Annotated in this window: 22 protein-coding genes; 17 read left to right on the top strand and 5 right to left on the bottom strand. The window is 41.4% G+C overall.

The window, feature by feature from the left end:
• Window positions 1-197 precede the first annotated feature (197 nt).
• Both ACR42H_RS22850 and ACR42H_RS22845 read left to right on the top strand, forming a co-directional pair.
• A complete protein-coding gene (locus ACR42H_RS22850; RefSeq protein ID WP_436373398.1) occupies window positions 198-1,547 on the top strand; it encodes a glucose-6-phosphate isomerase in 1,350 nt (449 codons plus the stop codon).
• 128 nt (window positions 1,548-1,675) lie between these two features.
• Complete coding sequence (locus tag ACR42H_RS22845; protein WP_113885002.1) at window positions 1,676-2,083, top strand: YugN-like family protein; 408 nt, start codon at window positions 1,676-1,678, stop codon at window positions 2,081-2,083.
• Here ACR42H_RS22845 and ACR42H_RS22840 read toward each other — a convergent pair.
• The 3 genes from ACR42H_RS22840 to ACR42H_RS22830 all read right to left on the bottom strand — a co-directional run bounded on the left by ACR42H_RS22840 (window position 2,080) and on the right by ACR42H_RS22830 (window position 4,928).
• Window positions 2,080-3,072 (bottom strand): potassium channel family protein, encoded by a 993-nt coding sequence (locus tag ACR42H_RS22840; RefSeq protein ID WP_436373396.1) that lies wholly within the window; start codon window positions 3,070-3,072, stop codon window positions 2,080-2,082. The two genes, ACR42H_RS22845 and ACR42H_RS22840, sit on opposite strands and share 4 nt — an antisense overlap.
• A gap of 94 nt (window positions 3,073-3,166) precedes the next feature.
• Complete coding sequence (locus ACR42H_RS22835) at window positions 3,167-3,316, bottom strand: hypothetical protein (protein ID WP_009331622.1); 150 nt, start codon at window positions 3,314-3,316, stop codon at window positions 3,167-3,169.
• Between the two features lie 253 nt (window positions 3,317-3,569).
• Entirely contained in the window at window positions 3,570-4,928 is a 1,359-nt protein-coding gene (locus tag ACR42H_RS22830) for a DUF4910 domain-containing protein (protein WP_113885000.1), read from the bottom strand.
• Between the two features lie 329 nt (window positions 4,929-5,257).
• Here ACR42H_RS22830 and ACR42H_RS22825 point away from each other — a divergent pair, with 329 nt between their 5' ends.
• The 7 genes from ACR42H_RS22825 to cydS all read left to right on the top strand — a co-directional run bounded on the left by ACR42H_RS22825 (window position 5,258) and on the right by cydS (window position 14,167).
• Complete coding sequence (locus ACR42H_RS22825; RefSeq protein WP_436373393.1) at window positions 5,258-7,075, top strand: Xaa-Pro dipeptidyl-peptidase; 1,818 nt, start codon at window positions 5,258-5,260, stop codon at window positions 7,073-7,075.
• Between the two features lie 148 nt (window positions 7,076-7,223).
• Complete coding sequence (locus ACR42H_RS22820; RefSeq protein ID WP_436373391.1) at window positions 7,224-9,599, top strand: M14 family zinc carboxypeptidase; 2,376 nt, start codon at window positions 7,224-7,226, stop codon at window positions 9,597-9,599.
• Between the two features lie 297 nt (window positions 9,600-9,896).
• The gene (locus ACR42H_RS22815) at window positions 9,897-10,511 is read left to right on the top strand and encodes a protein kinase family protein (RefSeq protein WP_113884997.1); all 615 of its coding nucleotides are present in this window, start codon (window positions 9,897-9,899) and stop codon (window positions 10,509-10,511) included.
• Window positions 10,512-10,582: 71 nt separating this feature from the next.
• The gene (locus ACR42H_RS22810) at window positions 10,583-11,227 is read left to right on the top strand and encodes an SDR family oxidoreductase (RefSeq protein ID WP_113884996.1); all 645 of its coding nucleotides are present in this window, start codon (window positions 10,583-10,585) and stop codon (window positions 11,225-11,227) included.
• Window positions 11,228-11,684: 457 nt separating this feature from the next.
• Complete coding sequence (locus ACR42H_RS22805; RefSeq protein ID WP_436373389.1) at window positions 11,685-13,031, top strand: cytochrome ubiquinol oxidase subunit I; 1,347 nt, start codon at window positions 11,685-11,687, stop codon at window positions 13,029-13,031.
• On the top strand, window positions 13,028-14,053 hold the full coding sequence (locus tag ACR42H_RS22800) for a cytochrome d ubiquinol oxidase subunit II (protein ID WP_436373387.1): 1,026 nt from the start codon (window positions 13,028-13,030) through the stop codon (window positions 14,051-14,053). The genes ACR42H_RS22805 and ACR42H_RS22800 overlap by 4 nt, the downstream gene beginning before the upstream one ends.
• Before the next feature lie 12 nt (window positions 14,054-14,065).
• A complete protein-coding gene (cydS, locus tag ACR42H_RS22795; RefSeq protein ID WP_372530258.1) occupies window positions 14,066-14,167 on the top strand; it encodes a cytochrome bd oxidase small subunit CydS in 102 nt (33 codons plus the stop codon).
• 120 nt (window positions 14,168-14,287) lie between these two features.
• Here the strand turns inward: cydS and ACR42H_RS22790 are convergent, their stop codons facing one another.
• Window positions 14,288-14,512, bottom strand: a complete 225-nt coding sequence (locus ACR42H_RS22790) for a hypothetical protein (protein ID WP_436373384.1) — start codon at window positions 14,510-14,512, stop codon at window positions 14,288-14,290.
• A gap of 390 nt (window positions 14,513-14,902) precedes the next feature.
• Here ACR42H_RS22790 and ACR42H_RS22785 point away from each other — a divergent pair, with 390 nt between their 5' ends.
• Window positions 14,903-15,796 carry a dockerin type I domain-containing protein gene (locus ACR42H_RS22785; RefSeq protein WP_436373382.1) on the top strand — a complete coding sequence of 298 codons (894 nt, stop codon included), beginning with the start codon at window positions 14,903-14,905 and terminating at the stop codon, window positions 15,794-15,796.
• A gap of 81 nt (window positions 15,797-15,877) precedes the next feature.
• On the opposite strand, the gene ACR42H_RS22780 is transcribed toward ACR42H_RS22785, so the two are convergent.
• Window positions 15,878-17,104 carry a helix-turn-helix domain-containing protein gene (locus ACR42H_RS22780; RefSeq protein WP_436373380.1) on the bottom strand — a complete coding sequence of 409 codons (1,227 nt, stop codon included), beginning with the start codon at window positions 17,102-17,104 and terminating at the stop codon, window positions 15,878-15,880.
• Between the two features lie 165 nt (window positions 17,105-17,269).
• Between ACR42H_RS22780 and ACR42H_RS22775 the strand changes: the two genes are divergently transcribed.
• The 7 genes from ACR42H_RS22775 to ACR42H_RS22745 all read left to right on the top strand — a co-directional run bounded on the left by ACR42H_RS22775 (window position 17,270) and on the right by ACR42H_RS22745 (window position 26,130).
• Entirely contained in the window at window positions 17,270-17,767 is a 498-nt protein-coding gene (locus tag ACR42H_RS22775) for a protease inhibitor I9 family protein (RefSeq protein ID WP_436373378.1), read from the top strand.
• A 401-nt stretch (window positions 17,768-18,168) separates the two neighbouring features.
• Complete coding sequence (locus ACR42H_RS22770; RefSeq protein ID WP_436373376.1) at window positions 18,169-22,317, top strand: S8 family serine peptidase; 4,149 nt, start codon at window positions 18,169-18,171, stop codon at window positions 22,315-22,317.
• Window positions 22,318-22,584: 267 nt separating this feature from the next.
• Entirely contained in the window at window positions 22,585-22,941 is a 357-nt protein-coding gene (locus tag ACR42H_RS22765; protein WP_113884953.1) for an aminotransferase yhxA, read from the top strand.
• Between the two features lie 38 nt (window positions 22,942-22,979).
• The gene (locus ACR42H_RS22760; RefSeq protein ID WP_009331584.1) at window positions 22,980-23,378 is read left to right on the top strand and encodes a DUF350 domain-containing protein; all 399 of its coding nucleotides are present in this window, start codon (window positions 22,980-22,982) and stop codon (window positions 23,376-23,378) included.
• A gap of 16 nt (window positions 23,379-23,394) precedes the next feature.
• Window positions 23,395-23,853: an RNA helicase gene (locus tag ACR42H_RS22755; RefSeq protein WP_113884952.1), complete on the top strand. Its 459-nt coding sequence runs from the start codon at window positions 23,395-23,397 to the stop codon at window positions 23,851-23,853.
• Window positions 23,853-25,097: a glutathionylspermidine synthase family protein gene (locus ACR42H_RS22750; protein WP_436373373.1), complete on the top strand. Its 1,245-nt coding sequence runs from the start codon at window positions 23,853-23,855 to the stop codon at window positions 25,095-25,097. Before ACR42H_RS22755 ends, ACR42H_RS22750 begins: the two co-directional genes overlap by 1 nt.
• 4 nt (window positions 25,098-25,101) lie before the next feature.
• Window positions 25,102-26,130, top strand: coding sequence for a potassium channel family protein (locus ACR42H_RS22745; RefSeq protein WP_113884950.1), 1,029 nt, complete (start codon window positions 25,102-25,104; stop codon window positions 26,128-26,130).
• Window positions 26,131-26,604 lie beyond the last annotated feature (474 nt).

The following is a 26,604-nucleotide window of genomic DNA, read 5'->3' as shown; positions in this document are numbered from 1 at the left end:
GCCAAAGCAGAGTCCTTTTACATTTTTCCCCGAAAAATTACAATCACCATTTGCGCGTAAAAAATATGTCAAAATTGGACACGCTTACATTAGAGGATGATTCTTGATTAACTTTAAGGCTTTCGTTAAAGTGGTATAAGGATGACAGCCAGAATTACTGCAGGCTGTTTAAATTTGAGAAAAATTGGAGGACATTCATGACACACGTTCGTTTTGATTACGCAAAAGCACTTCCTTTTTTTGGCGAACATGAAATTACATATCTGCAGGATGCCGTTAAGGTAGCCCATCACTCCCTTCATGAACAAACTGGAGCTGGCAGTGACTTTTTAGGCTGGATCGATTTGCCTGCAAATTACGACAAAGATGAGTTTTCCCGCATTCAAAAAGCTGCTGAGAAAATTAAAAGCGATTCCGATGTTCTTATCGTAATTGGAATTGGAGGTTCCTATCTTGGAGCGCGTGCAGCTATTGAAATGCTTCAGCACAGCTTCTATAATGCACTTCCAAAAGAAAAGCGCGGCACTCCGCAGGTATTATTTGCGGGCAACAATATTAGTTCCGCTTATATGAAGGATTTAATGGATCTTCTTGACGGCAAAGATTGGTCCATCAATGTTATCTCCAAATCAGGCACAACGACTGAGCCTGCATTGGCTTTCCGTATTTTCCGCAAAATGCTGGAAGAAAAATATGGTGTGGAAGAAGCGCGAAAACGAATCTATGCTACAACCGATAAAGCAAGAGGTGCTTTAAAGACTCTTGCGACAGAAGAAGGCTATGAGTCATTTGTTATTCCGGATGACGTAGGAGGCCGCTATTCAGTCCTTACAGCAGTAGGTCTTCTGCCGATTGCAGTCAGCGGTGCAAGCATTGAAGATATGATGAGCGGTGCTGCACAGGCACGCGAGGACTTCAGCAAATCTGAGCTTCAGGAGAATGCAGCATACCAGTACGCTGCAGTCCGCAATGTTCTATATAACAAAGGCAAAACGATTGAAATGCTGATCAACTACGAACCAGGACTTCAATACTTTGCAGAGTGGTGGAAGCAGCTGTTCGGTGAAAGTGAAGGAAAAGACCAGAAAGGAATTTTTCCTTCTTCAGCAAACTTCTCCACTGATCTGCATTCATTAGGCCAGTATGTGCAGGAAGGCCGCCGGGACCTTTTCGAAACGGTTATCAAGGTGGAGGAATCACGCCATGAGCTGACCATTGAAGAAGCAGAGAATGATCTTGATGGCCTGAACTATCTTGCGGGTGAGACTGTCGACTTTGTAAATAACAAAGCCTTTGAAGGGACAATGCTTGCACACACAGACGGCGGAGTGCCAAACCTGATCGTATCCATACCAAAAATGGATGCCTACACATTTGGCTACCTGGTTTACTTCTTTGAAAAAGCATGTGCCATGAGCGGCTACCTGCTGGGAGTGAATCCGTTCGACCAGCCTGGTGTAGAAGCATATAAAGTGAACATGTTCGCCCTATTAGGAAAACCAGGATTTGAAGAGAAAAAAGCTGAACTTGAAAAGAGATTAAAGTAATTGTGAAAAGCGTCTGCCTGCGGGTGGGCGTTTTTTTATTGGAGAAAAAGATGCCGCTTCTAATTCGCATTCATGATATCCCTTACTTTGGAGAAACTAAGCAAAAAGCGTAAAAGGGGATGGATTCAGTGATTGAGATACCTTCAAAAGTGGAAGGAAAGCATTTTGATTTATATAAGCTGGAGCAGGCTCTAAAGCCGGTGGGCTATTCGATTGGCGGGAATTGGGATTATGATCACGGGTCCTTTGATTATAAAATTGATGATGAGGTGGGGTACCAGTTTTTAAGGGTCCCATTTAAGGCAATTGATGGGCAGCTGGATGATCCAAGCTGTACGGTGGAAATAGGCAGGCCGTTTCTGCTTTCCCATAAGTACCAGCGCGGCCTCGATGACCACGCCTATACAGGGAATTTCAGCGCCTCCTTTGATCAATTCTCGGAGCCTGTTGATAAGGATGCCAGTTTTCCGGAAGAATTAATTGATCTTGGCAAAGCGCTTGTCGAAGAGCTGGAGTCTATATTATTAAGAGATTAACCGAGTATAATAATCAGCTGATCCTGCTGAAGAATTCTAAAAGGCTGGGGAGGATTAACCAGAGTTTCTTCCCCTCTTTTAACACCCAAAAGCAGAATGCCTTCTTTCATAAGCTCAGCACTAAGTTCAGCAAAAGTCTTATTTTCTACTTCTTCTGATGCAGGCTGAAAAGTTAATTTGCGTTTATCAAGCTGTCCCAGCAAATCAAGGAATGAAGTAACAAGCTCCTGGGAAGAGATGCTGTTGATCATGACAAAGCTCGTAAGAACATTCGTCTGAACAATTTCATCGGCTCCCGCTCTTTTGGCGTTGGCTGCCTGTTCTGAAGTTAATATTTCAACAATGCATTGAACACCCGGGTTTAATCCTTTGATTGCCAATAAGGTTAATATTGAATTCATATCAGCATGCAATTCATCTTTGTTCTGATCAGCTGTTATAATTACTTTTTGGGCATCAAATATATTTGCCTTCACGAGTACATCATCTCTGTTAGCGCGTCCCTGAATAAAATGTACATTATTGTGGGGAACAGGGTTTGCTTTTAGAGTTTCATCTATTAAGGCAATCGAATGGTTCATCCCATCGCCTCCAAGAGTATTGACGATCTCCCTTGAGCGTTCGTTCCAGCCGATCACAACAATATGGTTTTGACCCCGGTATTCGATTTTCCCTTCCAGGAAGTCATTCTGCCTGGTAACTGCTGCTGTTGCTAGTGAAATAAAATAGGTAGACAGAAAGCCCGCTCCTGTAAAAATAAGCGCAATGCCCACTATTCGCCCTACAGTGCTTTTTGGATAAAAATCTCCAAAACCGACAGTTGAAGCGGTTACAACCGCCCACCAGATTCCATCAAAAAATGTCGGAAAGGAGGAGGGTTCAATAATATGTATTAATCCGCCAAATAAAAAAATCACCATCAGGGCAATCAGCAAAATTCTGATTACTAAGGGCAGACGTATGAAACTGTAATAAATGTGCTGAGGCATATTACCCCTCCTAAATTTCAAAAGGTTTCAGCAGCTGACTGCTAAAAAATGCCAGCTGCATAGAATATAAAAAAAAGCCATGCCAGCATATACTTTAATTAAGTATATCGTCTATTGCACGGCTCAGCAGTTGAATATCCTTTGATATTTCATTTTTCACGTCGTCAATCTCGCACCTTTCATATTCATCCATGAGAAGGGAGAGTTCTCTTTGTAGTATGACAGCCTCGTGTTCAAAATCCATGATGACTCCCTCCTTTAGGGATATATAGGACTATCGGGCAGATAGTAAATTCCTTTGTAATGTTACATTTATGTTACCCGATTTCTTTTCCATTTAAACGGTAAATCCCTTAATAATTTGAACATGAAATTTAGAACGAATATAATTTACCCTCATATTTTGTACGTAAACACATTGTTTATACTAAATAGCTGGAAAGTAAAAAAACGAAAAAAAACCCCCGGGGAAAACCCGGGGATTTTTTAAGTCAATTCTATTTTCGAATTAAGCTGTAAACCGAAGCGCCTATTAGATCACCGGCTTCTTTCATCCGCTCGGCACTAATGTGCTCGATGGAATCAAGAGGTGTATGGTAATACGGTTCAAGAGCAGCAGTAGCAGGTTCTCGTCTGATAAAGTTGACAGCCGGAATTCCTGCATCATGAAAAGAAACATGGTCTGAAGCTCCGCGCTGATATAGAACCAGCTCAGATGAGGTGCCAATCCGCCCGGCTGTGGCAATGGCGGTTTCTGTTGCGATATTTGCCTGGCCATCAAGGGTATTCATGTAAATCGCAGTTGCATTTTCCCATGCTGTGCCTACCATATCCATATTGAAATTTGCGATGCTTCGCCCTATTTCATTGCTGCTCAGCTGGCTCACATAATACTCAGAACCAAGAAGACCAATCTCTTCTGCCCCTACAAATGCAAAACGCAATTCTTTGTCAGCGGGATAGCTTTTCAGGACTCTGGCCAGCTCCAAGGCAACAGCGGTTCCGGATGCGTTATCGCTAGCCCCCGGAGCAAATGGTACACTATCGAAATGTGCAGAAATGTGGACAATGTCAGTTTCCGCGCCTTTATTAGGCTTAGGGTGCTTGGTGGCAATAATATTTTGCGATCTTATGTTTTTAAAGCTCTTGACAATTAGTGTTACCGTTTTGTTATGTGCCGCAACATCTTGAAGGAGTGCTTCCCCGCTTGCCTTCGTTATGCTTCCCACCGGAATGTCATATGGGCCTCCAATTGAAGGGTTCATGGGTGCTGGCTGATCCGCATTGTTATAAATTAGAACCCCCGAAGCACCGGCATTCACTGCGTTTGTAACTTTTTCTGAGAAAGTAATCTCTCCGCGTGAAATAAGTGCGATTTTCCCTGAGGCTTCCCTTGTAAAATCAGCTGGCCTGCCTAATCCAGCATCATATAATTCAGAGGTAATTCCTTCTTCAGGCGTTGATCCTGACCCGGAGGGAATGGTTATAAGGATCTCCTTCAGGTCACTGGTGTGCAAATCTCCCGCCATTTTATCCGGAATGCTGAATTCTTGTGTTTCGACTGTGTAGCCATAGGTCTCAAGCCGTTTGCGAATAAAATCAGCTGCCTGCTTTTCTGCTTCCGTTCCTGCAACACGCGGCCCTATAGTTTCAGATAAATAGCTGACATCCTCCATCATGCGAGCTGCATCTACCCTTGCAATTACCTTCTGATCAAATGCTTTGGAGCCAGGATCTCCAGCTTTGCTTTGTGCCGCTTCTGCAGTCTGCACAAATTGAACAGGCACTGCATACAAACTTGAAGCTGTCAGAACGGCTGCAAGCATAATTGAACTAGCTTTCTTTCCAACTTTCATCTTTTATTCCCCCTCGACTAGTAATCCAGCTTTATGTATTCGCTTACATATCTCTCCTTCCTTTAATAAAGAGTTAAAACGATTCTATTAGACTAGCAGATTTTTCAAATGTGGGAGAAAAGAAAGACTTAAACTTTCCAAATTGTAAAAAATGGCAGATTAAAAGTACCGGATCAAGAGAGCAGCCATGTTAAATCATGACCTTTGAAGGAGACCAATAGTTAATTATTAAATGCAGCTTGAAAAATACAGGTCTTTCGGCTATCGAAACTTACACGGTTTTACTTTATTCTGAAAATTACAACATTAATTTATTTAGGGGGATTTTTATGAAAAAAGCTGCATTAAAAGTGTTCATAGCCTCAGTTATCGCTTACCCGCTAATTGCCGGAGGGGCATTGCATTCAGCAGGTATAGACAGTCAAAGCAGCATGGCCTCGGCTGAATCTCGGATTAAAGTCGAAAATGGCATGACACAGCCCATTTTTTCTCTGGATGATGCCATTGTCGAAAGAGTATTTGTTGAAACAGCAACTGACAGTGATGGAGATGGAAAGCTGGATCGAATACGTGCTGATATTATCAGGCCAAAGGAAACAGAGGAAGGTTTAAAGGTTCCTGTTATTTACGAAATGAGTCCTTACCGTTCTGGAATTAAAGGTGTCCCGGTTTATGACGTGGATGCAGAACTGAACTCTGTACCCAAGAAAGGGAAAAGTAAAGGTGAAAAAGGCAGCCCTCAGGCAAATCTCCCAGGTTATTATGATGACTATTTTGTACCAAGAGGCTACGCGGTTGTACTTGCAGAAAGTGTAGGGACAGGCTTGTCGGATGGATGTCCTACAACCGGCGATGAGCATGAGATACTTGGAACTCGTGCTGTAATCGATTGGCTGAATGGCAGAACGAAAGCTTTTAATGCAGAGGGACAGGAAATACAAGCTGATTGGTCAACAGGGAATGTGGGGATGACAGGAGTATCTTATAATGGAACACTTCCTAATGCTGTGGCTGCAACAGGAGTTGAAGGCCTGAAAACGATTGTGCCAATAGCAGCCATAAGCAGCTGGTATGACTATTATCGTTCGAATGGTGCTGTGATTGCGCCAGGAGGATACCAGGGGGAAGATGCGGATAACATGGCCGAAGCCATTTTAACGAGGCAAAACCCTGAAGCATGCAGCAATGTCATAAAGGGATTAACGGAAGGCCAGGACAGGGAAACCGGGGATTACAATGAATTCTGGAGTAAAAGGGATTATACAAAGGATGCTGATCAGGTTAAAGCAAGTGTCTTTATTGTCCATGGGTTAAATGACTGGAATGTTAAAACAAAGCATTTTTCAGATTGGTGGCAAGCGCTTGGCGAGAATGATGTTCCCAGAAAAATGTGGCTTCATCAAGGCGGCCATTCCAGCCCCTACAGCTTCAGGCGCGATGTATGGCTTCCAACTTTAAATAAATGGTTTGACTACTGGCTCTATGATATTAAAAATGATGTCATGGATGAACCAGTGGTGGACATTCAGAGGGAGGATAAGACATGGCATACAGAGGCAAACTGGCCTGCTAAGGGAACTTCAGACGCAAAATTGCATTTTAAGCCGGCTTCCGATGGAGGCGGCAGTTTAGAACTGCATCCTGTACCGAACAAGAATAAGGAGAATCAGCAATTTATGGATGATGCCACAATCAAGGCTGAAGAATTGGCTGTGAATCCTGATTCTTCTTTACCTCATAGGCTCGTCTATTTGACGCCTCCTTTAGAAAACGACATTCGGATGAGCGGAACCCCGGAAATTCAAATTCAAGCAAGCATTGACCGGAAAACGGCCAACTTAACGGCCCTCCTTGTTAAATATGGGGAAGGAAAGCCGGAAATTGTTACCAGAGGGTGGATGGATCCGCAAAACCTTCACAGTGAAAAAAGATCTTCAGGACTGACGCCGGACCGTGAATACACTTTTACATGGGATATGCAGCCGGATGATTATGTGTTTAAAGAAGGTGATCGTCTGGGAGTAGTAGTTCTATCAAGTGATTATAACTATACAATCAGACCGAAGGCAGGCACGAAAATAACCATCGACCCGGAGAGAAGCCATATAATGCTTCCTGTGCAAGGTGGAGTTAAAGCATTTAAGTAGAAAAATAGAAGGGATCATTTCTTGGTCCCTTTTTTCTTGTTAAATAGCCTTTTTTAGGAAAATAGTTGCATTGCCACAATTGGATATCTTGAATTAAAATAAACCATATCTCATAAATATACAAAACTACTGCACCTGGAGGTACATAATGAATAAAAAGAAAGCTTTATCAGGAATTCTGGCAGCGGGTATTTTGGCATCTGTTCCTTTAAGTGCTGCTCATGCTATCAGCCCAAAGTGGGTCAATGTTAATGTGTCAGAGGAACAGGACGGAAGTTTATTCAATAGCGAAAACTATGACTTTATGAAATTCTCAGTAATAGGGACAAAACTTGCAGAAATTGATAAACAGTCTAATAGAGTGAAGGTGGAGGTTAAAGGTACTTCCGCGGATGGATACCCTCTATATGTCGTGACCATTGCAGATCCGGGAGCTCAGGGCAAGTTCGGTAAAATTCAGGCCTTAAGGAAGCAAATGTTCAAAAACCCGGAGAAAGCCCAGGATTGGATTGCTGATAACCCGGACTTTAAAGTGCCAATCATGATCAATGGATCGATTCATGGGACAGAGTTTGTGGGAAGCGATGCAGTGATGCAGCTGATTGAACGTTTTGCCACACAGAATGACGAGGAAACAAAGGAGATTCTGGAAAATAACATCCTTATTTTTAATGTGGTGCAGAACCCGGATGGACGTGTGGATGCGACCCGTTTTAATGGCGAAGGAATTGATTTGAACCGTGATTTTATCACGCAATCACAGCCTGAAACGCAAGAAACCGTGTCTCTTATTAAAGAGTGGAATCCGATGGTCTTCCTGGATACTCACGGATATGTGAAAAATTATGCTCCAAACAAACAGGGGTTGATTGAACCTTGTACACCTCCGCATAATCCTAACTATGAATATGATTTATATCAAAAATGGGCTAATCACCAGGCAGAAGCAATGGAAGCTGAAATTATGGGGGACAAGGCTCTTTACACAGGCACCCTGTATAAAGAAATGGATGGCGCATATATTCCGCAGCGGGATGATTCCGCTGGATGGGACGATTATCCGCCAATTTTCACACCGATGTATGCCATGTACCATGGTGCTTATGGACATACGCTTGAAGCTCCTACAAATGACGAAGACGGCGTCCGCTGGATGTACAATGCCATTATGGGAGCACTGAAATATTCAACCGATAACAAGGAAGTAATGATTACAGATCAAATTGAAATGTTTAAGCGCGGCATTAATTTTGATCATCCTTTCCATGAAGAAGGCCATTTCCCGAAAGCATATATTCTTCCAGTGAATGAGGAAGATCCAACCGCAGTAAATAAAGCAGTAAATCATTTAATTAAGAATGATATAGATGTTATTCAGGCATCAAAAGCATTTGCAGCAGATGGCAAGTCCTATCCAAAGGGCACTTACATCGTTCCAATGGATCAGGCAAAGGCAGGTCTGGCAAACACCATGCTGTGGGATGGTGAAGATATAACAGATGATACACCGGCCATGTATGATATTTCTGCCTGGAGTCTTCCGGAGCTATGGGGCTTTGAAGCAATCGCTGTTCAACATGATGTAAAGGCAACGGCAACAAAGGTAAATAATGTAAAAGAACAGGGGTCACTAAGCGGAAAAGGGCCATTTATCATTCCGAACAGCTCAGTGAAAGCTGTTCAGCTTGTGAACGAATTGCTAAAGCAAGGGGTTATGGTTCATCGTGACAGCGAAGGAAACTTCTATGCTGAAGGATCAGCAAATGCTATTTCAGCGGCTGTTAAGGATTCTGGACTAAGTATCATGTCAGGAAGTGTTCCTGCAGATGCAAAGACAATTAAAGAAGTGAATGTAGGCATTTTAAAAGATGGAGGGATGAACAAAGCGCAATCACACTCTGGCACCAAATTGGCTCTTAAGAGGCTAGGCTTTAATGTGACGGAATTGTCTCCATCAGAAGTCGCTAATAATGGCCTTGCTTCCCATGATATCTTTGTTTACAGCGGAACGGAAAATTTAATTTCTCTGAATTTAAGTAATGCCAACAAAGAATTCGGCCTTAAAAGTCAGGAAGAACTGGCTGCATTTAAAGCAAATGTAGAAAAGTTCGTTTCCGAAGGAGGAAAATATATAGCTGTAGGTGCGGGTGCTTCCCGTGCAACAAAGACTCTGGGCCTGACTGATGATATTATCAATACTGGCGGATCCAACAGCAACGGAATCATTAAGGTAGATTATCAAGGCACTGGTGCTTCAGCAGGCTACAGTGAAGATGATCTTGGATTTGTTTACCGTCCAGTCTGGTATACAGGCACAGAGAATGATGACGTGCTTGCAGCCATTGCTGATGAGGAAGACTTCTTCGTAGCGGGACACTGGAAAAATCGCAGTGCTGCACAAGGCCAGGCCATCATGGTGAAAGAGCAGGATAAGGATGTTACACTAATTGGCATTGAAGCCGGCTTCCGTGATCATACTGATTATCTGTTCCGATTGCTTTCAAATGCCATTTATGAAAAGTAAGACCAGCTTTGACGAAATCTCCTCAGGTTCCATGGCGGTATTATTTGACTAACGGGTGAATGAATCATATAATTAAGTTAACAAAATAGTTCGGATTCTTCCTAAAGGGGAGTAGCTGTCAAGTAGAGTCGTCAATACGAGATGATGAATCTCCGGCTTTACTGGCAACACAACGTTGCTTGCGAGACCTTTACCATTTATTTGGTAAGGTCTCTTTTGTTTATAAGGCACTGAGACCAATAAATGGTTCAGTGCCTTTTATTTTTAGGGGAGAGTCTGGAACAGGGAGGGTTAAAGATGAAATCATATCAACAGTTAGCAGATAGCGTGAAATTTTCCAGAAGCCTTAATTGGACCAGACTTATTGAGAAGGACGACAATCTGGAATTTATAGGAGCAGGGAGAAGTGCATTTGCTTTTAGGGTAAAGGGAACCAATCTTGTATTAAAAGTATTTTTTCCTGAGTTTAAGAAAATTGCCAGGGAAGAGGCAGAAATTTACAAGGCGCTCCCTGACCACCCATACTACCCATCTTTGTATGGGTCTGGAGATAACTATATTGTGATTGATTATGTACAGGGTTTGACTCTCTTTGAATGTCTCGCAAAGGGAGTCCCGATAGAAGAGGAGAAAATCAGGCATATAGATGAGGCTTTAAAGCTGGCGAGGGAAAAAGGGCTGAACCCCTCAGATATCCACCTGCGCAATATTATTCTTACAGATGATGGCCATATTAAAATCATTGATGTTGCCCGATTTAAACAGACGAAGAATTGTACACAGTGGGACGACTTGAAGCATGCATTCTATAAATTTTACAGAAAAAAATATTTTCCAAAGAAGATTCCTGTATTAATCATGAATACGATTGCGGCTCTTTATAAAAAACGGATTGTCCGGATGGGTTCCTAAACAGTTCATTTGATATGGCATTTGTCTTTTGGAATAATAAAGATTACAAAAACAGAAAGGGGCAGGTATCCATGAAAGTTCTAATCGTCGGAGCAAACGGACAAATCGGAAAGCAGCTGGTAAAGCTTATGAAAGAAGGCAAAAAACATACAGCAAAAGCAATGATCAGAAAAGAAGAACAGGCCCCGCAATTTGAGGAAATGGGTGTGGAAACAGCAGTTGCAAGCCTTGAAGGAACGGTTGATGAATTGGCTGAAGCAGCCAAAGGCTGTGATGCAATTGTGTTTACTGCAGGTTCAGGCGGACATACAGGCTATGACAAAACTCTGCTGATTGACCTTGATGGAGCTGTAAAAACAATAGAAGCGGCGGAGAAGGCTGGTGTGGACCGGTTTGTAATGGTCAGCGCCATACAGGCGAATAATCGTGATAAGTGGAGTGAAACGATCAAGCCTTATTACGCTGCAAAGCATTATGCCGACAGGATTCTGGAAAACAGCAGCCTGAATTACACTATCGTTCGTCCAGGCGGCCTGACAGATGAAGCCGGAACCGGCAAAATCAAAGCAGCAGAAAGTTTAGAGCGGGGCTTCATTCCCCGTGAGGATGTAGCTAAAACCCTCTACGCTGTCCTGGATAAAGTGAACACCTATAAACGCGCATTTGACCTGGTATCAGGTGAAGAAGATGCAGAAACTGCAGTGAGTAATTTATAACTCTTGCCCGGTGTTTATGCCCCGGGTTTTTTATTGGCAAAATCAAGTATACATTGTGTCATTTAGAGAAGATTAAATTAGAAAACACAGGTGTCTGCAAAGGATATGAAAAGGGTAAAATTATGTTGCTTATGGCTGCTATACGCCAAAACATATAAGTTACAGGCATTGGAAATTCCAATGTCCTTTTCGTTTTAATTGCTTCTTAAAAGGGAATAGGAAGCTGTAAAAGGGATTACATAACTTTCACATTTTCCTCATATAAATGTTGTTTAAGTGTCACAGCTTTTAGTCCGGAACTGTGGAATAATGTGATGTAGTGAGCATTCTGGAGGAGTGAGTGAATGTATAAAAAACAGGAACGCATATTAATGTGGCTTGCTTTTACAGTGGCTATCATTATGGGGCTTTCTTTTATTGGCCGCATTTTTGCAGGATAGGAAAAGGAGAATGTTAAATGGGAAATGAAGAATCTGTCTTTTTCAGCCGTGTCTTAACTGAGCTGACATTATCCTTCCACATCATTTACGCAACCATTGGTGTCGGCATCCCGCTCATGATTATGATTGCACAATGGGTGGGGATAAAAAAACAGGATGAACATTATATTCTGCTCGCGCGAAGATGGACGCGCGGTTTTGTCATTACGGTGGCGGTCGGTGTTGTTACGGGCACTGCCATCGGCCTGCAGCTTTCGTTGCTGTGGCCAAACTTTATGGAACTCGCAGGCAATGTCATTGCACTGCCTCTTTTTATGGAGACATTTGCCTTTTTCTTTGAAGCGATTTTCCTTGGGATTTACCTGTATACATGGGACCGGTTTGAGAATCAGAAGAAGCATATGCTTTTATTAATCCCGGTTGCAATAGGGGCTTCATTTTCAGCTATTTTCATTACCATTGTAAATGCTTTTATGAACGCACCTCAGGGATTTGACATTGTGAACGGGCAGCTTGTAAATATTAACCCGATACTGGCGATGTTCACTCCCGCCATGCCAACGAAGGTAGCGCATGTGCTTTCAACAGCCTATATGACATCAGCGTTTGTTCTGGCATCAATAGGAGCCTTTCGGCTTCTAAAAGGATCGAATCATATCTACCATAAGAAGGCATTGCTGCTTACAATGAAGATCGGATTGATTTTTTCGATCGCTACAGCGGTAATTGGAGACTTCTCCGGAAAATACCTTGCGGAATACCAGCCTGAAAAATTGGCTGCCGCCGAGTGGCATTTTGAAACAGAAGAAGGGGCGCCGTTAATGCTCTATGGGGTTCTGGATGACGGTGAAGTGAAATATGCAATTAAGATTCCATATGCACTCAGCATCCTTGCGCACAGTAATCCGAATGCTGAAGTGATCGGACTGGATCAGTTTCCGGAGGATGAAATTCCGCCGCTTTATATCCATTACCTGTTTGACCTGATGGTGACCATCGGCATGTGGATGACGGCACTTTCACTCATCTATGTCTTAGGCACCTGGTTTAAAATGCGGTTTGTTACGTCGAAATGGTTCCGCTGGCTGATCGTTCTGGGCGGCCCTTTATCCATCATTGCGATTGAAGCAGGCTGGTGGTTTGCGGAAGTGGGCCGGCAGCCGTGGATTCTGAGAGGCATCATGCGTACTGAAGATGCGGCAACCTCAAGTGGCCAAGTAGACTTAATGCTTATTCTGTTTGCAGGCTTATATCTCGTGCTGGCAATCGGGAGCATCATTGTCCTCACCAGAATGTTCCGTAAAAATCCGGTCGAACAGGAATTGACCGACCGTGAGCTGGAGAAAGAGGGTGAGCTGAGATGACGCTTGAAATCATCGGAATTTCCGTCTTATGGCTCTTTCTGTTTGGCTACGTCATCGTTGCCTCCATTGACTTTGGAGCGGGGTTTTTCAACGCTTATAGTTTATTCCGTGGAAAACAGCATATTTTAACCCGTATTATTCAGCGTTATTTATCACCGGTTTGGGAAGTTACAAATGTGTTCCTGGTGTTCTTCTTCGTAGGGATTGTCGGATTCTTTCCAAAAACAGCCTACTATTATGGAACGATCCTGCTGGTGCCGGCAAGCATTGCAGTAGTCCTGCTCGCCATCCGCGGATCATATTATGCCTTTACCACCTACGGCGGGCTAAGGCAAAAAAGATGGACTTATCTGTATGGACTTTCAGGTCTTTTCATTCCTGCATCCCTGTCCATTGTCCTGACCATTTCTGAAGGCGGATTCGTTAGTGAAAAATCAGCGGGACTGGAGCTTGATTATTGGGCATTGTTTACCAGTCCGCTGACATGGAGCATCGTTGTGCTGAGTTTGGCATCGGTATTATATATATCCGCAGTTTTCCTGACCTGGTATGCCAATAAAGCAAACGATGAACCAGCCACTGAGCTTCTGAGAAAATACGCTCTTATTTGGGCGGTGCCTGCTATCGTAACAGCGACAGGCATCATTGTTGAACTGAAGGATCACAATCCTGAGCATTTTAGCAGATTAATGGACCTATGGTGGCTGTTCGGCATCTCATTCATCCTTTTTGCCGGTACTGTCTATCTAATATGGAAGCGTAAATTGTACGGACTCTCATTTGGGCTCTTAGCAGGACAATTCCTAGTGGCGTTCTTTGCCTACGGAGTTTCGCATTATCCGTACCTGCTTTATCCATACCTGACCATTTATGACGGTTTTACAAACGAAGCTATGGCCATCGCCCTGATCATTGCCTTTATAGCAGGACTGGGATTGCTGCTGCCATCTCTCTACCTGCTGCTTAGACTGTTCCTTTTCAATAAAGACTATGTTCAGGGAAATCGGGACGATCATGCATAGGAGGGAAAAATCATGGCGGAATTTGTAATGTTTTATGCACCGTTCATTGTGATCATTGCTTCCATTGCCGCCGCTTTTTGGCTGGCGGGGAAGGATGAGAGAGTGGAGGAATAAAAAAATTGCAAGGTCTGAAGCAGGCCTTGCAATTTTTTGTTTTTATGGAGAATTGGGGACTAGAATCCCTGATCTTAACAGATTAAATAATAAAAGGTGCTACAAAAAGAGACAATACCCTTAATAAAGCGGCTGCTGGTTATGACAAGGCGGAAAACCATTAATATCCTGAATCATAAAGGCATCATATTGTTTTAGGGCAAATTGAGCTTGATACAAGTATTCTATAACAAGAACCTTTGAACCTGATACTCCGCATAAAACCCCTGTTGCACCTTGCCCATTGGTGAATGAAATCCCAACAGGCTGGCCGGTTAAATATCTTATTTTTTGCTGCCAAGGCATTGCCATCACTCCTTCTGTATATCCTATTATATTTTGAAAAAATGGGTGCCTGTAAGATTTACCGTGTTTGAAAACAAGCTGCAGCTGAAATCTTTATAATAGTACAGGCTTTAAGCAGACAAAGCTTGGGGAAAGGCTTAAGTATTATAGACTGGTTATTTTGGCACGCTTTGGTTATCTGCGCATATTTTTCAGAAGTTTAGTCCCTAGATCCTGGATTTTTAGGAATGAACACCTGTATCTTCTTGAGTAATTTCTCCTCTTAAACCCCCAATACAACAACTTTTAGAACTGTGCAATAATGTAATTGCGGATCAGAATATTGGTTAGACTCTGATTAAATCTTTCGATGTTTTTAAAAATCATTTATACAGGAATAGAGGGTGAGTATTGGAAAAAGTAATGATTTTAGTCAATGAGGAATTTAAGAAACATGCTGAGCAAAAAGGTGTAACCGTAAAACTAACTGAACCAGCGGTCAGTACAGGAAGCGTTAAAGTTGGAGCCTCGATTGATCAAAATGAGTTGAAAATCGATAAAGATCTTCCATTCTTAGAGGTCACGTTTAAAGTCATTGGCGACAAATACTACGCCCCAGAGGACTTGTCTTTTGCACCAAGTGCGTTCAAATATAAGAAGACATCAAACTCAAATCCTGTAAATATCCGTGTATTTAAAGATAAGTCATTTACGATTCTGGCTGGACACTCTGTCGTGAATGGAAATATTCTGCCTGAAGCTTTCTATAAAGAAAATGGACAATTGGATTATTCAATTGACTATTCTAAGCTTGGGGCGAAAGTCTATGCAAAAGCGGCAGATGGTAATACCTACGAAGCATCTGAAATCTTTGCTAATGGATACTTTACAATCGATAACCTTCCATTATCAGAAAAAGAGTATGAAATCTATGTTAAAGTACCAGGCCACCTTACAAGCAAATTAACGACAAAACTTGTGCAGAATGTCGATGGAGAACTAGCAGGGGTACGACTGTTAGCGAAAATGGATAAAAACGCTGCAGGTGATGTCAATGGGGACATGATGGTTGATATCCAAGATGCGATCATCTCCGTTTTCTCATACGGAAAAGAAAACGCTGGAGTAAATAAAGGAGACGTTAACCAGGACGGAAAAGTAGATGAAACCGATCTTCGATTCATCGAGAAAAATTTCTTGGAAAAAGGACCTGATGCCAAAGAGAATAAAAAGCCAAAAGAAAAACATGGCAAGGTTACATTGGAAAAATTATTCCGTTCCATTGGTCTTGAACTAATAGATTGACAAGCATTCAAAAATGCCAGGATGATATTCCTGGCATTTTTGAAAAAAATAGTATTCTAATATAGTCCGAAATCCCCTTTATCAGCCAGAATTAATTAAAATGTCCGCCAGCTCAAGTGCTTTGCCTTTTTCGTCGGATTCCAAATAATAATTAAAAAGTTCCTTTTCGTATCGCTGTACTAAAGTTACATAACCACACTTTTTTAAATATGGTAAGGCGTCAGAACTTAAGTAACTAAAATATTCACTCTGTTGATTGTTGATCAAATAGAGAAGAAGCTTGAAACTGATTAGATATAAATACTGGTTAATCTCCCTTGCCACCGATAAACCATCGCGGCAAAGGGTTATTAATTCATGTTCCGATAATAGATTCCCTTCAAAACAGCTGCGAATGAACCCTTCTAGGGAGGTTAAGTATACTGCTGATTTTTTTTTAAGAACCATTGATTGTTGATACATTCTGCTGGCATCTTCGTATTTGTGCCTGCTATAGTGTTCAAATGCTAAGTTGTGCAGCAGTCTTGCCTTTTTATCGGAGGCTTTGCACTGCTCGCAGGTATGGATTAGTGCTTTATACTGCTCGACTATTTTTTGAAAATCACGGTGTCCTTCACTTTCGCGTGTCATCAGCATGATCATTTCTGCATCAATCATTTTAAGTATATTATTAGTTTTAATAAAATATTGCAGAGATTTCTCTGCATAGTAGTAGGCCATTATTTTTGAATTTACGGCAAGATAAGAAGTGGAAAGGTTTAGATAATACTCAGGATTCTTATAATCTTCAGGGTTAATTGTTTTTAATATATTGACAGCTTTTATCATATCCTGTTTAGACAAGTAAGAAATACCTAAAAGATGCTTAAGTAAGTTACTCTCGTAGGGTGGTAATTTTTTATTTTTAATTTGTATCACTTTAATGATTATATCGGCCTGCTCTAAATTATTATGCATAAGATAGTATCTTGCCTTTAGCAGTTCAAAAAGAATTTGATAATCTGTGATCTGAAGTAATGGTTCTTTTTCCAGCTCGTCTTTAATCTTTTTAGCTTCATCAAATAGTTCCTTTATGATTGCATCATGCCAGTGATTTAAAAGCTTCTTTATATTTTTATATCGCTTTACCTCCTCTTCAATATTAATTCCGAGCCGTTTCGAAAACAGCGAGGTGATTTGCCGGGAATAATCTGTCATCCCCCTCTCAATTTTACTAACATGTGTATCAGAGCAAATCCCCTCACCAAGCTGCTGCTGTGTTAATTTAGCTTTCTCTCGATAAAATTTAATAATTTTTCCTTCATACATGCAAAATTCACCCCGTAGCTGCAAGTAGAATTTTTAAATATTAGTCTGGTAATTTGAATTCTTTATATCAGTGTTGGTTCTATTATATTGGGATTTGATGTAATTATATTTTTTAAAAATTCTATCAAATTAGCAAATTTTTCGCTCTTAAAGGAAGGAGTTAGAATGTCCAGAAAGAAGTGTTACGTTACAGTTCTTTTAATAGTTATGTTTATAGGTGGTTGTCAGGGCACTAAAGGAGATAATGCCTATCAAAAAGAAGACAAGGTGGTGGAAAAAAAGATGCATTCGTCAGCCAAGGTAGATCCATCCATTGACCTTTCAAGCAATCAGTACGTCCCCATTATCATTGAATTCAAAACCAAGCCTGCGAAAATAGCTGTTTTGGAAGCAAAAGAGAAAGGAATCACACTGACATTAGAGGAAGCTAAAAGACAAGTTGAACAAAATCATCAAACGTTTCGGAAACTATTAACAGTATTAGATGAAAAAAATATCCCTTATAAGGTCAAACACACTTACAAAACTGCGTTTAACGGAGTTTCCATGGAAATGCCAGCTAATGAAATAAAACGATTATTGAGTTCTTCTGTTATTTCTAAAATTTATCCTAACAAACAAATTCAGCTTGACCCGCCTATTAATCCTTCAGAGCAAATGTAAGACAGATCTGTCAGGTGTTCAACTTGGGGAAATAATAAAGAAACCCAGCTAATCTTATGTGAAGAATAGCTGGGTTTTTGGTGTTAATCTACTTTTTTATAATCCTGCCCTTTTGAAAGTAAACTATAGCTCAGCCATTGATTTTCAATTCCATCTGTGATCTTTTAATCCTATTGAGATATAATGATAGGTTTATTGGCATGACTCTTTTGTCTCGTTGAATGGCCCATGTAATTATTTCCACGCATTCTCTAACTTAACTGCCATTTTACTATTTTTTTCTAAATCTGGGATTATATTTATTTGAAAAAATAGAATTTGATGAATTTTTTCAAAAGTTAAATTTCATCAAATTTAAATAGAATGGATTTATCACCAGACATGAAAGAAGGGAAAGACGAATGAAAAAGAAGATTACCAAAAATGTCGCATTGTTGGCACTTAGTACAGGTCTTGCATGCAGCAGCCTTGTGCCTGTCACCTTTTCACAACAGGTTCATGCACAGTCAGCTTCAGGAATTGAACAAGTGCTGGCAAAGCTTACCCCAGAACAGCGTCAAGCGATTAAACAATTACAAACGAATGCCCAAGGAGGGCTGCAGCTATCTCCTGAAGTAGATCAAAAGAGCAGCGATTCCATTTCTGTCATTGTTCAATTTAAGGACATGCCGGAAAAGACGGCGATGCTGGAAGCGGAAATAGAAGGAAAAACCCTGACTAGCACAAAAGCAAAAGAAAAAGTAAATGCATCGCATGAAACCTTTCAAAAGGATCTGCAAACGATTTTTAAAAATGAGTTAAAACAAAAGAAATCACCTTACAAAATCAAGCGTGCATACAAGCATGCATTTAATGGTGTGGCGATGACGATCCCTGCCAACAAGGCAAAAGCGCTGCTTGAATCTAATGAGGTAAAGGCTGTTTGGAGTGATTTGGAAGTTCAAGTCGAGCCGCCTGTAACAGAACAACAAAAATCACAGGACAAAGCAGAACCAAATAGGACGATTACGTTTCCTGGCATTGAAAAGCTTCATCAAGAAGGCTTTACGGGCGAAGGTGTGAAGGTAGGGATTCTGGATACAGGAATCGATTATAATCATCCTGACTTAAAAGATGCCTATAAAGGCGGATATGATTTCGTGGATAACGATAATGATCCGATGGAAACAACGTATGATGATTGGGTGAAAGCTGGAAAACCATATGGAGTACGAGCCTATTATACCCAGCATGGAACTCATGTGGCGGGAATCATTGCTGGCCAAGGGACGAACGAGTCTGACACTGCAGTAACCGGAGTAGCACCGGATGCTGATATTTATGCATATCGTGTGTTAGGTCAATACGGTACGGGCAGTACTGGGACGATCTTAGCCGGCATCGACCAAGCAGTGGAGGACGGTATGGATGTGCTGAACATGTCGCTTGGTGCGAACTATAACGACCCGCTTTATGTGACGAGTATTGCCGTGAACAATGCCGTGCTGGCAGGCGTAACAGCAGTGGTGTCAGCAGGAAACTCAGGGAACGGAATGTATACACTTGGTTCACCTGGCACCTCTCCATTAGCGCTTACAGTCGGGGCCAGTGACACTTCTATCACGATTCCTACATTTAAAGGAACGCTTCATGCAGATACAAATGTATCCGCGGATTTAAAGCTGGTTGCTAAAGGGCTTGACGACAAAATAGAAGAATTAAAAGGACAAAATTTGCCGGTTATTGATGGAGAGAACGGTTCTTATAATGGCAAAGATTTGAATGGAAAAATTATCCTTGATACACGCGGATATATTGATCTTCGCTCTATGATAAATAATGCGAAAAAAGGAGGGGCGAAGGCTCTCCTATTATACAACGCCTATCCGCTGGAAGATGTGTATTTAGGAGAAGGGTTTAATTCTATCCCTGTATTCTCTCTAAGCGATGAACAAGGAAATGCAATGAAGCAAGCACTAGCTTCAGGGAGTGCAACATTCTCCTTTGATGCAATGGGTGACCCAGTTGTGACTGGAGGAGACGTATTAGCTGACTTCAGCTCTCGCGGTCCATCCCGCGTATTGTATGATATTAAGCCGGAAGTAACCGCACCAGGGGTATCTGTCATGTCAACAGTACCGTCTTATATGCATGGAGAAGATCAAATCGGTAATTATCAATATGCATATGAATCTTTATCTGGTACATCCATGGCAGCGCCAAATGTTGCAGGAGTAGCTGCACTTTTAAAACAAGCTGATCCGGACATGACGCCAGCAGATATCAAAACGAGGCTCATGAATACAGCGGATCCATTAAATGGAGAATATAGCGTATTTGAAGTAGGCGCAGGACGAGTGAATCCGCATAAAGCGGTTCATGCTCAAACAAACATTCAAGTAAATGACGAGACGGAAACGAGTAATGGAGGAGCCGCCACTCTTGCAGATGAAGGAATCCAAACGATTAAAGAGACGACCGGTGCCCTCAGCTTTGGCGCACAGACAATAGATGGAAAACATATAAGAGAGATGCGCTCTGTCACGCTTTACAACAACAGCGAAGAAACAAAAACATACGAAGTGAATGTTGAGTTCCAAACATTGGAAGGAAGGTTTGCCAACGATTATTCCCGCGTAGCCAATGATGCGGCTGCCAACGGTGTCACCGTGGAGACAAAGAAAACGGTGAAAGTGAAAGCGGGTAAGAAAAAGAAAACCGCGGTGACGATGCTAATTCCAAAAACGGCTGAATTAGGAAATTATGAAGGATACGTTGTGTATACGAATAAAGACGATCCAAATGAAACTTATCGAGTCCCATTTGGCATTCATACAGCGGAAGAGGGCATTGATCATATTGAGGCAAGTCCTCCTGCCTTTACAGTAGCGAGTGAAGCAGGCTATAACGGATTAAAATGGGGTGTTGGACTTTACTTCCAATTAAAATCTCATATGCGTTCATTGGATCTATTCTTGGTCGATCCGAAAACGAATAAAGAAATCGGATTCCTTGGCTCCTTTGACGGCATGGGTGCAGATGAGCAGATTGAATATCGTCTAGGCGGCGCTATGAACGAGGGGTATTACTATCCGTTGACGGGAGATCCGGATAACCCGATTGCGTATGATACGGCACAAACTAAACCAGGGTTATACAAAATCAAGATGGTTGGGACTAATGATCATGGGAAAACCTTTAGTTCAGATACCCCGGTTTACTTTAGCGTTACACAGCCAACACTTGATCTAAATGTGGACTCTGGTGTGGTTGAATATAGTCCGGATCAAACAACGGTCCCATTAACAGGTTCTGTGTACGATCCGGGTGTGGAAGAAATGAAAGCCGGCGGCATGGATATATCTCAAGCCAATAATAAATTTGTCTACCAGTTTGGTAGATTCACAACCGAGGTTCCATTAGACGCTGACGGAAACTTTACGTCAGAGCTATCACTGATCCCGGGTGTATCAGTGCTTCCGGTGACCATGTATGCAGAAAACATGGCGACAGTTCGGAACTATTCTAGCGTTAAACATGTATATTATGTGAAACAAGGTACTCAGTATGGGACAGCTATTCCTGATAAACAGAAAGTAACAGCGGGCGATACGGTGACGCTTACCATTTCGATGAACAATTTGACTAACATGAAGCAAGCGATATATTCATTTATAAATCCACTATCGAACGCCGAACTGATAAGCATTAAACCTCACTCGTCTTTGAATGGGAAAGTGGATATTCAGACAGTGAATACGGATGTAGAAATGGATGGACGTACGAGGAAGAAAACAGACATTACCGCGACATTAACCGATGATGCGGCACAAACAGGAATAAGCGGATCGTTTCCGATGGTGGATGTCACATATAAAGTGAAAGAAGATGCTCATAGTGGAGAAATAAATTTAGAACAATTCAAATCATCTTATACCAATACAGATGATACTATGAAATCCGTAGATAGCATCACGATTCCTTACCAGGTGGAACGAACGCATTCCGTTCTGAAGTCTTGGGTCAACCCAGAAGCATTCGGGAATCCTTATATTCCTGGGGAACCATTATCACAAATTGATTTCGTAAAAGCGGGTGCAAAAGTGAACGTAACAGATGAAGCCGGAAATGAATATCCAAACACGCTTGGAACTAGTGTTTTTGGTTGGTCTTTCCATTCAAAATTACCGCTAACGGATAAACCATTCACGGTAGAAGTAGATATGCCAGGACATTTCACTGTGAAGAGAACCTTTACAGTCGGCTTGAAAGAAAATGGTGAAATAAAACCTTTTACAGAAACAGTTTATTATAGACCTGCACATGCCGGAGATGTGAACAAAGATAATGTGATTGATGTAAAAGACGCACTTTCCATTCAATCGAATTGGAGCACAGACAAACGCGAAGCAGATATCAACTTTGATGGTGTAGTAGACGCAAAGGATATGCAATATGTCATCAATAATTACTTGATGCAAAACCCTTGGATGGATAATTCACCAACACCGGTTAAAACACATAATGGACAAACATTAGATAGTGTGTTGAAGGCATTAAATATACAGTAAGAAAAATACGGGAGCAGCGGCCAAAAGGCCGTTGCTTTTTTATGAGGTTCCTGTAATAAAGAGCAGATAAATCCCTTTAGGGGCGAGGGGACAGGTGCATTGTCCGGAAGGATCACTTTTCTTGGACGTAGATCCCGTCACTTTGTCCTTCACATAATGTTAATAATTGAAATTAGCTGTTTCAAAGGCTATTGTTCAAGAAAATAAATGTTTTCGAATCTTTTGCAGATTATATTCGTAAATTAGAAAGTGTGAGGAAGCGGGGTGATGATATTGACAAAAACGAGAAAAATGATGACGGGCATTACATCAACGGCACTTATGCTTGGTCTTTCCGGCTGTGGGTCAAAGTCTCAGGGAAATCCTCCTCTGCCTGAGGATTCGAGCTGTACTGATTGGGAGTGGGACGAAGATGACGGTGTATGGGAATGTGATGACAGCCGTTCCAGTTATTATAGACATTATTATTATGGAGGCCAATATTTTAAAAACAAAGCAGCTTTGTACAAAAGCAAGGATTTCCTAACCTATAAAAATAGCTCGTCTTTTAAAGGGGGAAGCAATTCTGAATCGGGACAGAAAAGCTCTGGGTTTGGAAGTGGTTCAAAGAGCTATGGAGGATAAGGCTTAGGGTAAAGAATTGATTGAAAGGGAGTATGTTTATGAACTTATATGTAAATTTTGCTTCGTATTTAGGAGTAGCGCTGCTTCTTTTGGCTGCCGGAATTGTTCTGTTTATGATCAGTACACCAAAATTGAAGGAAATTAGCTTAATTGCAGAAAAGAATGTTTCGGCAGCATTGGTGCTTGGAGGAAAGATTATTGGTCTTGCCATTGTTTTGGGGGCTGCAGCTGAATACTCCATCTCACTTTTCGACATGGTCATATGGGGAATAATCGGCATCGTTTCGCAGGTAATCGTATTCATTTTGGCAGAAGTTATCACCATTCGTTTCAGTATCCATAAGGCAATCGAAGATGATAACCGTGCTGTAGGTGTCATGCTGTTTTCCTTATCATTGGCAATCGGCTGGATCGTGGCAAAGTGCCTATCTTACTAAGAAAGCTGGTTAATGGATGAAAAAGCTGACGTATTATATCGACAAAGGGAAAGGCGAATACGAACCTTTTTATGAGTATACCACTCAATCTGTGGGAATTGATGAATTATATGCCAGGCAGCTATGCACTTATTTTATCATGAGAGGCCAGCAGTACGAGCTTATTTCCAACGAGATGGATGGAGAAGAGGAGATTCTCGTCATTAAGGACATAGGAAGAAATCCACATGTGCTGGATGAAAAAGTTTTCCGCGGAAAAGGGCTGAATATCGAGTTTCGCAGATACCGTGAAATGGAGAATTATAAACTGCTTTCCATTATCCCCTGTCAAACTCACTTTGACATCATTCGCTATCTTTTAAAAGATATTGTTGATATTCCCGGAATTGGGCAAAAGCAAGTGACCTCTACGGAAATCGACGAGGATCGGGGCGTATATGTTCTATATATCAAGGACATAGGAGAGAAGGAATAGTGGATAAAAAAGCCTACCATGAAAAAAGAAAAAGGTTTTACCGCAAAATAAATCATTTCTGGGCCGATCTATATGGGGAAGAATATGCACTATATGATATTGCCTATATCGATAGAACCGAACTTGAACGTATTCGGACTGTCAGTGATAGAATTGGCAAAATATTTTTTAAAGTGTGCAGCCTGCTTCGAGAAGTGCCAGATCGGACACTTATTGAAATGGGATTTCCGAAAGAAACGCTTTCGTTCATCAGACTGAAAAGCGTTGCCTCAGACAGCGTTATTGCCCGGCTTGATCTAATCCCATACGGAGCTGGCTATAAATGCATCGAAATCAATGCAGATACCCCAACATTTATTAAAGAGCTTTTCCGTGTCAATAGTGAGGTGTGCAAAGAATTTGGAGCAGAAGACCCAAACGAGGAAATGGAATTTCTACTGAGTAAAGAAGTTTATGGAAGTATTGAACAATATGCTCGGAAATTGAATTTGAAAACACCCAATGTTGTCTTTACTGCCCATGAAGACAATCTCGAAGACCGGGAAACCGTCCGATATATTCAAGAGCTTTCCGGTGTGGCTTCTAATTTTATCCCTCTTCACAAGCTGCAGATTCAAAGAGGAATTGGGCTTTTTGATGAGAAGGGATCCAGAATTGATATATTATACCGCCAGACTTTCCCGATTGAGAACTTAATTTCCGATAAGGATGCAGATGGAAACAGGATTGGTTTATGGCTCCTGGAACTGGTCGAGGCGGAAAAGCTTGCGATTATTAATCCCCCTTCCGCATTTTTGCTGCAAAACAAAGCGGTACAGGCGGTTATTTGGGGATTGCACATGGAAGAACATCCATTTTTTACAAAGGAAGAGCATATATGGATTGAGGAATCCTTCCTTCCGACCTATCTTGAACCGGATTATTTTATTATGTCAGGCCTGCCATATGTCAAAAAGCCTGTATTTGGAAGAGAAGGTGATACGGTTGAAATATATAATCAGGAAGGTTTCCTTACCCATGCTGACGTCCAGCAATCATATGCTGAATATCTGCCAGTTTACCAGCAATATGCAGAGCACCCTGCTGCCCATTTCAATAGTGAAAAGGGAATACAGAAGGGCAGACTTTTATTGGGAAGCTTCCTGCTTAACGGGAAACCGTCAGCTGCAGGATATAGAATAGGAGGAGCGATTACAAATAATCTCTCCTATTATTTGCCGTTCGGGATTAAAAAAGGGGGGTGAAAAAATGTGGATTCTACATAAAGTTTTTTTGAAAATGACGAAAATAAGTATATTGCAAGCATTGGCTCTTGCGCTATTTCTCATTGTCTTCAGCAGCATTACGATGAGGGCAGCCGAGCCGGAAACATTTCCGCGTTTTATTGATGCTCTGTGGTGGACGATGACCACACTTGTCACAGTAGGGTATGGAGACTATTTTCCGGTAAGTGATTTTGGGCGAATCTTTACCATGCTGCTTCTTTACACATTTGGTATTGGCGCAATGGGTATCATCATAGGGAAGGTCTTTGAAAGCTTCAGCATGTACCGGAAATGGAAGGAGGAAGGAAAATTGACTTATTCGGGAAAAGGGCATTATATACTCATTGGTGCATCAAAAGAAAAATTGGAAAATGTGGTGGAGGAGATCCTTCACAGCAAGCAAAAATGTGATGTTGTCATTGTTGACCATTCTGAAAGAACACCCATGGAGCATGAGAGGATCCATTTTGTCAGCGGAAATCCTGCTGAAGAGGATGTGTTAATGAAAGCCAATATTCTGGAAGCAAAATCAGTTGCCATTTTTTCGGATGACCGAAATGACCATGCTGAATACTCCGATGGAAAAACACTTCTTATTGCTTCCAGGGTTGAACATATCTCAAAGAAAAATGAGAAAAGCATCTACACCATTGTTGAAATTAAAAAGGATAAGCACGTTTCCTTGTTTGAACACGCAAACGTTGATGAATTAATCCTTTCAAATGACTCTATCTCCCGTCTCATGGCTCATGCGGCCATCAATCACGGTTCAAGCAAGCTTTTTAATCAGATGCTGAGCAGCTCTGAAGGAGAGAATCTCTATGAAATTAAGGCTAAACCGCATTGGAGCACATACAGGGATGCAGCGATGGAACTTTTTGAAATAGGAGCGACTTTAATTTCGGACGGCAGTTCTCTTGATTTAGCCCGCCGTCATCATGAATTAATTCCTGAATCAGCGAAATTATTTGTGATTTGTGATGAGACTACATATCAAAAAATTATTTCATAAAGATTTATTGTATTAGTCCTATTTTACGCTTGAAAAATTATACGAATCTTTCACTTTTACTTGTAAAAGGATGGTGATCATAAATCTTTGCAGTAAAGGCACATATGAGAATGTTACGCCCTGCAGCGGAAAACGTTATTGTACGAATCTCAAGTTAAGTCGAATACACCTCACAGCAAAAAATTATCAAATGCTGCTTCCATATCAAGGACGTCTAGAATTCATTCTCAATATCCTTACATATTAACTGATTAGCATAGGATATAACTATTATTTATTATATTTTTGTTCTGCAATCAAATTCTGTTTAAAGAGTTTGGAAAAACGTTATCATAATTACTATTGAACTAATTTCAATTTTCCTGCCCTGGATCTTGATAAACCTTTGACTCTGTCCCATTGTGGACAGAGTTTTCTTTTTTAATATGGACAAATTTGGATTGGATTTTATAGAAATACATACCCATAAAAATT

This window comes from Cytobacillus sp. BC1816 (assembly GCF_051353635.1).
GTDB lineage: Bacteria > Bacillota > Bacilli > Bacillales > Cytobacillaceae > Cytobacillus > Cytobacillus oceanisediminis_C.
The sequence above is the reverse complement of the archived record's forward strand: the minus strand, read 5'-3'. Positions and strand labels throughout refer to the sequence as shown.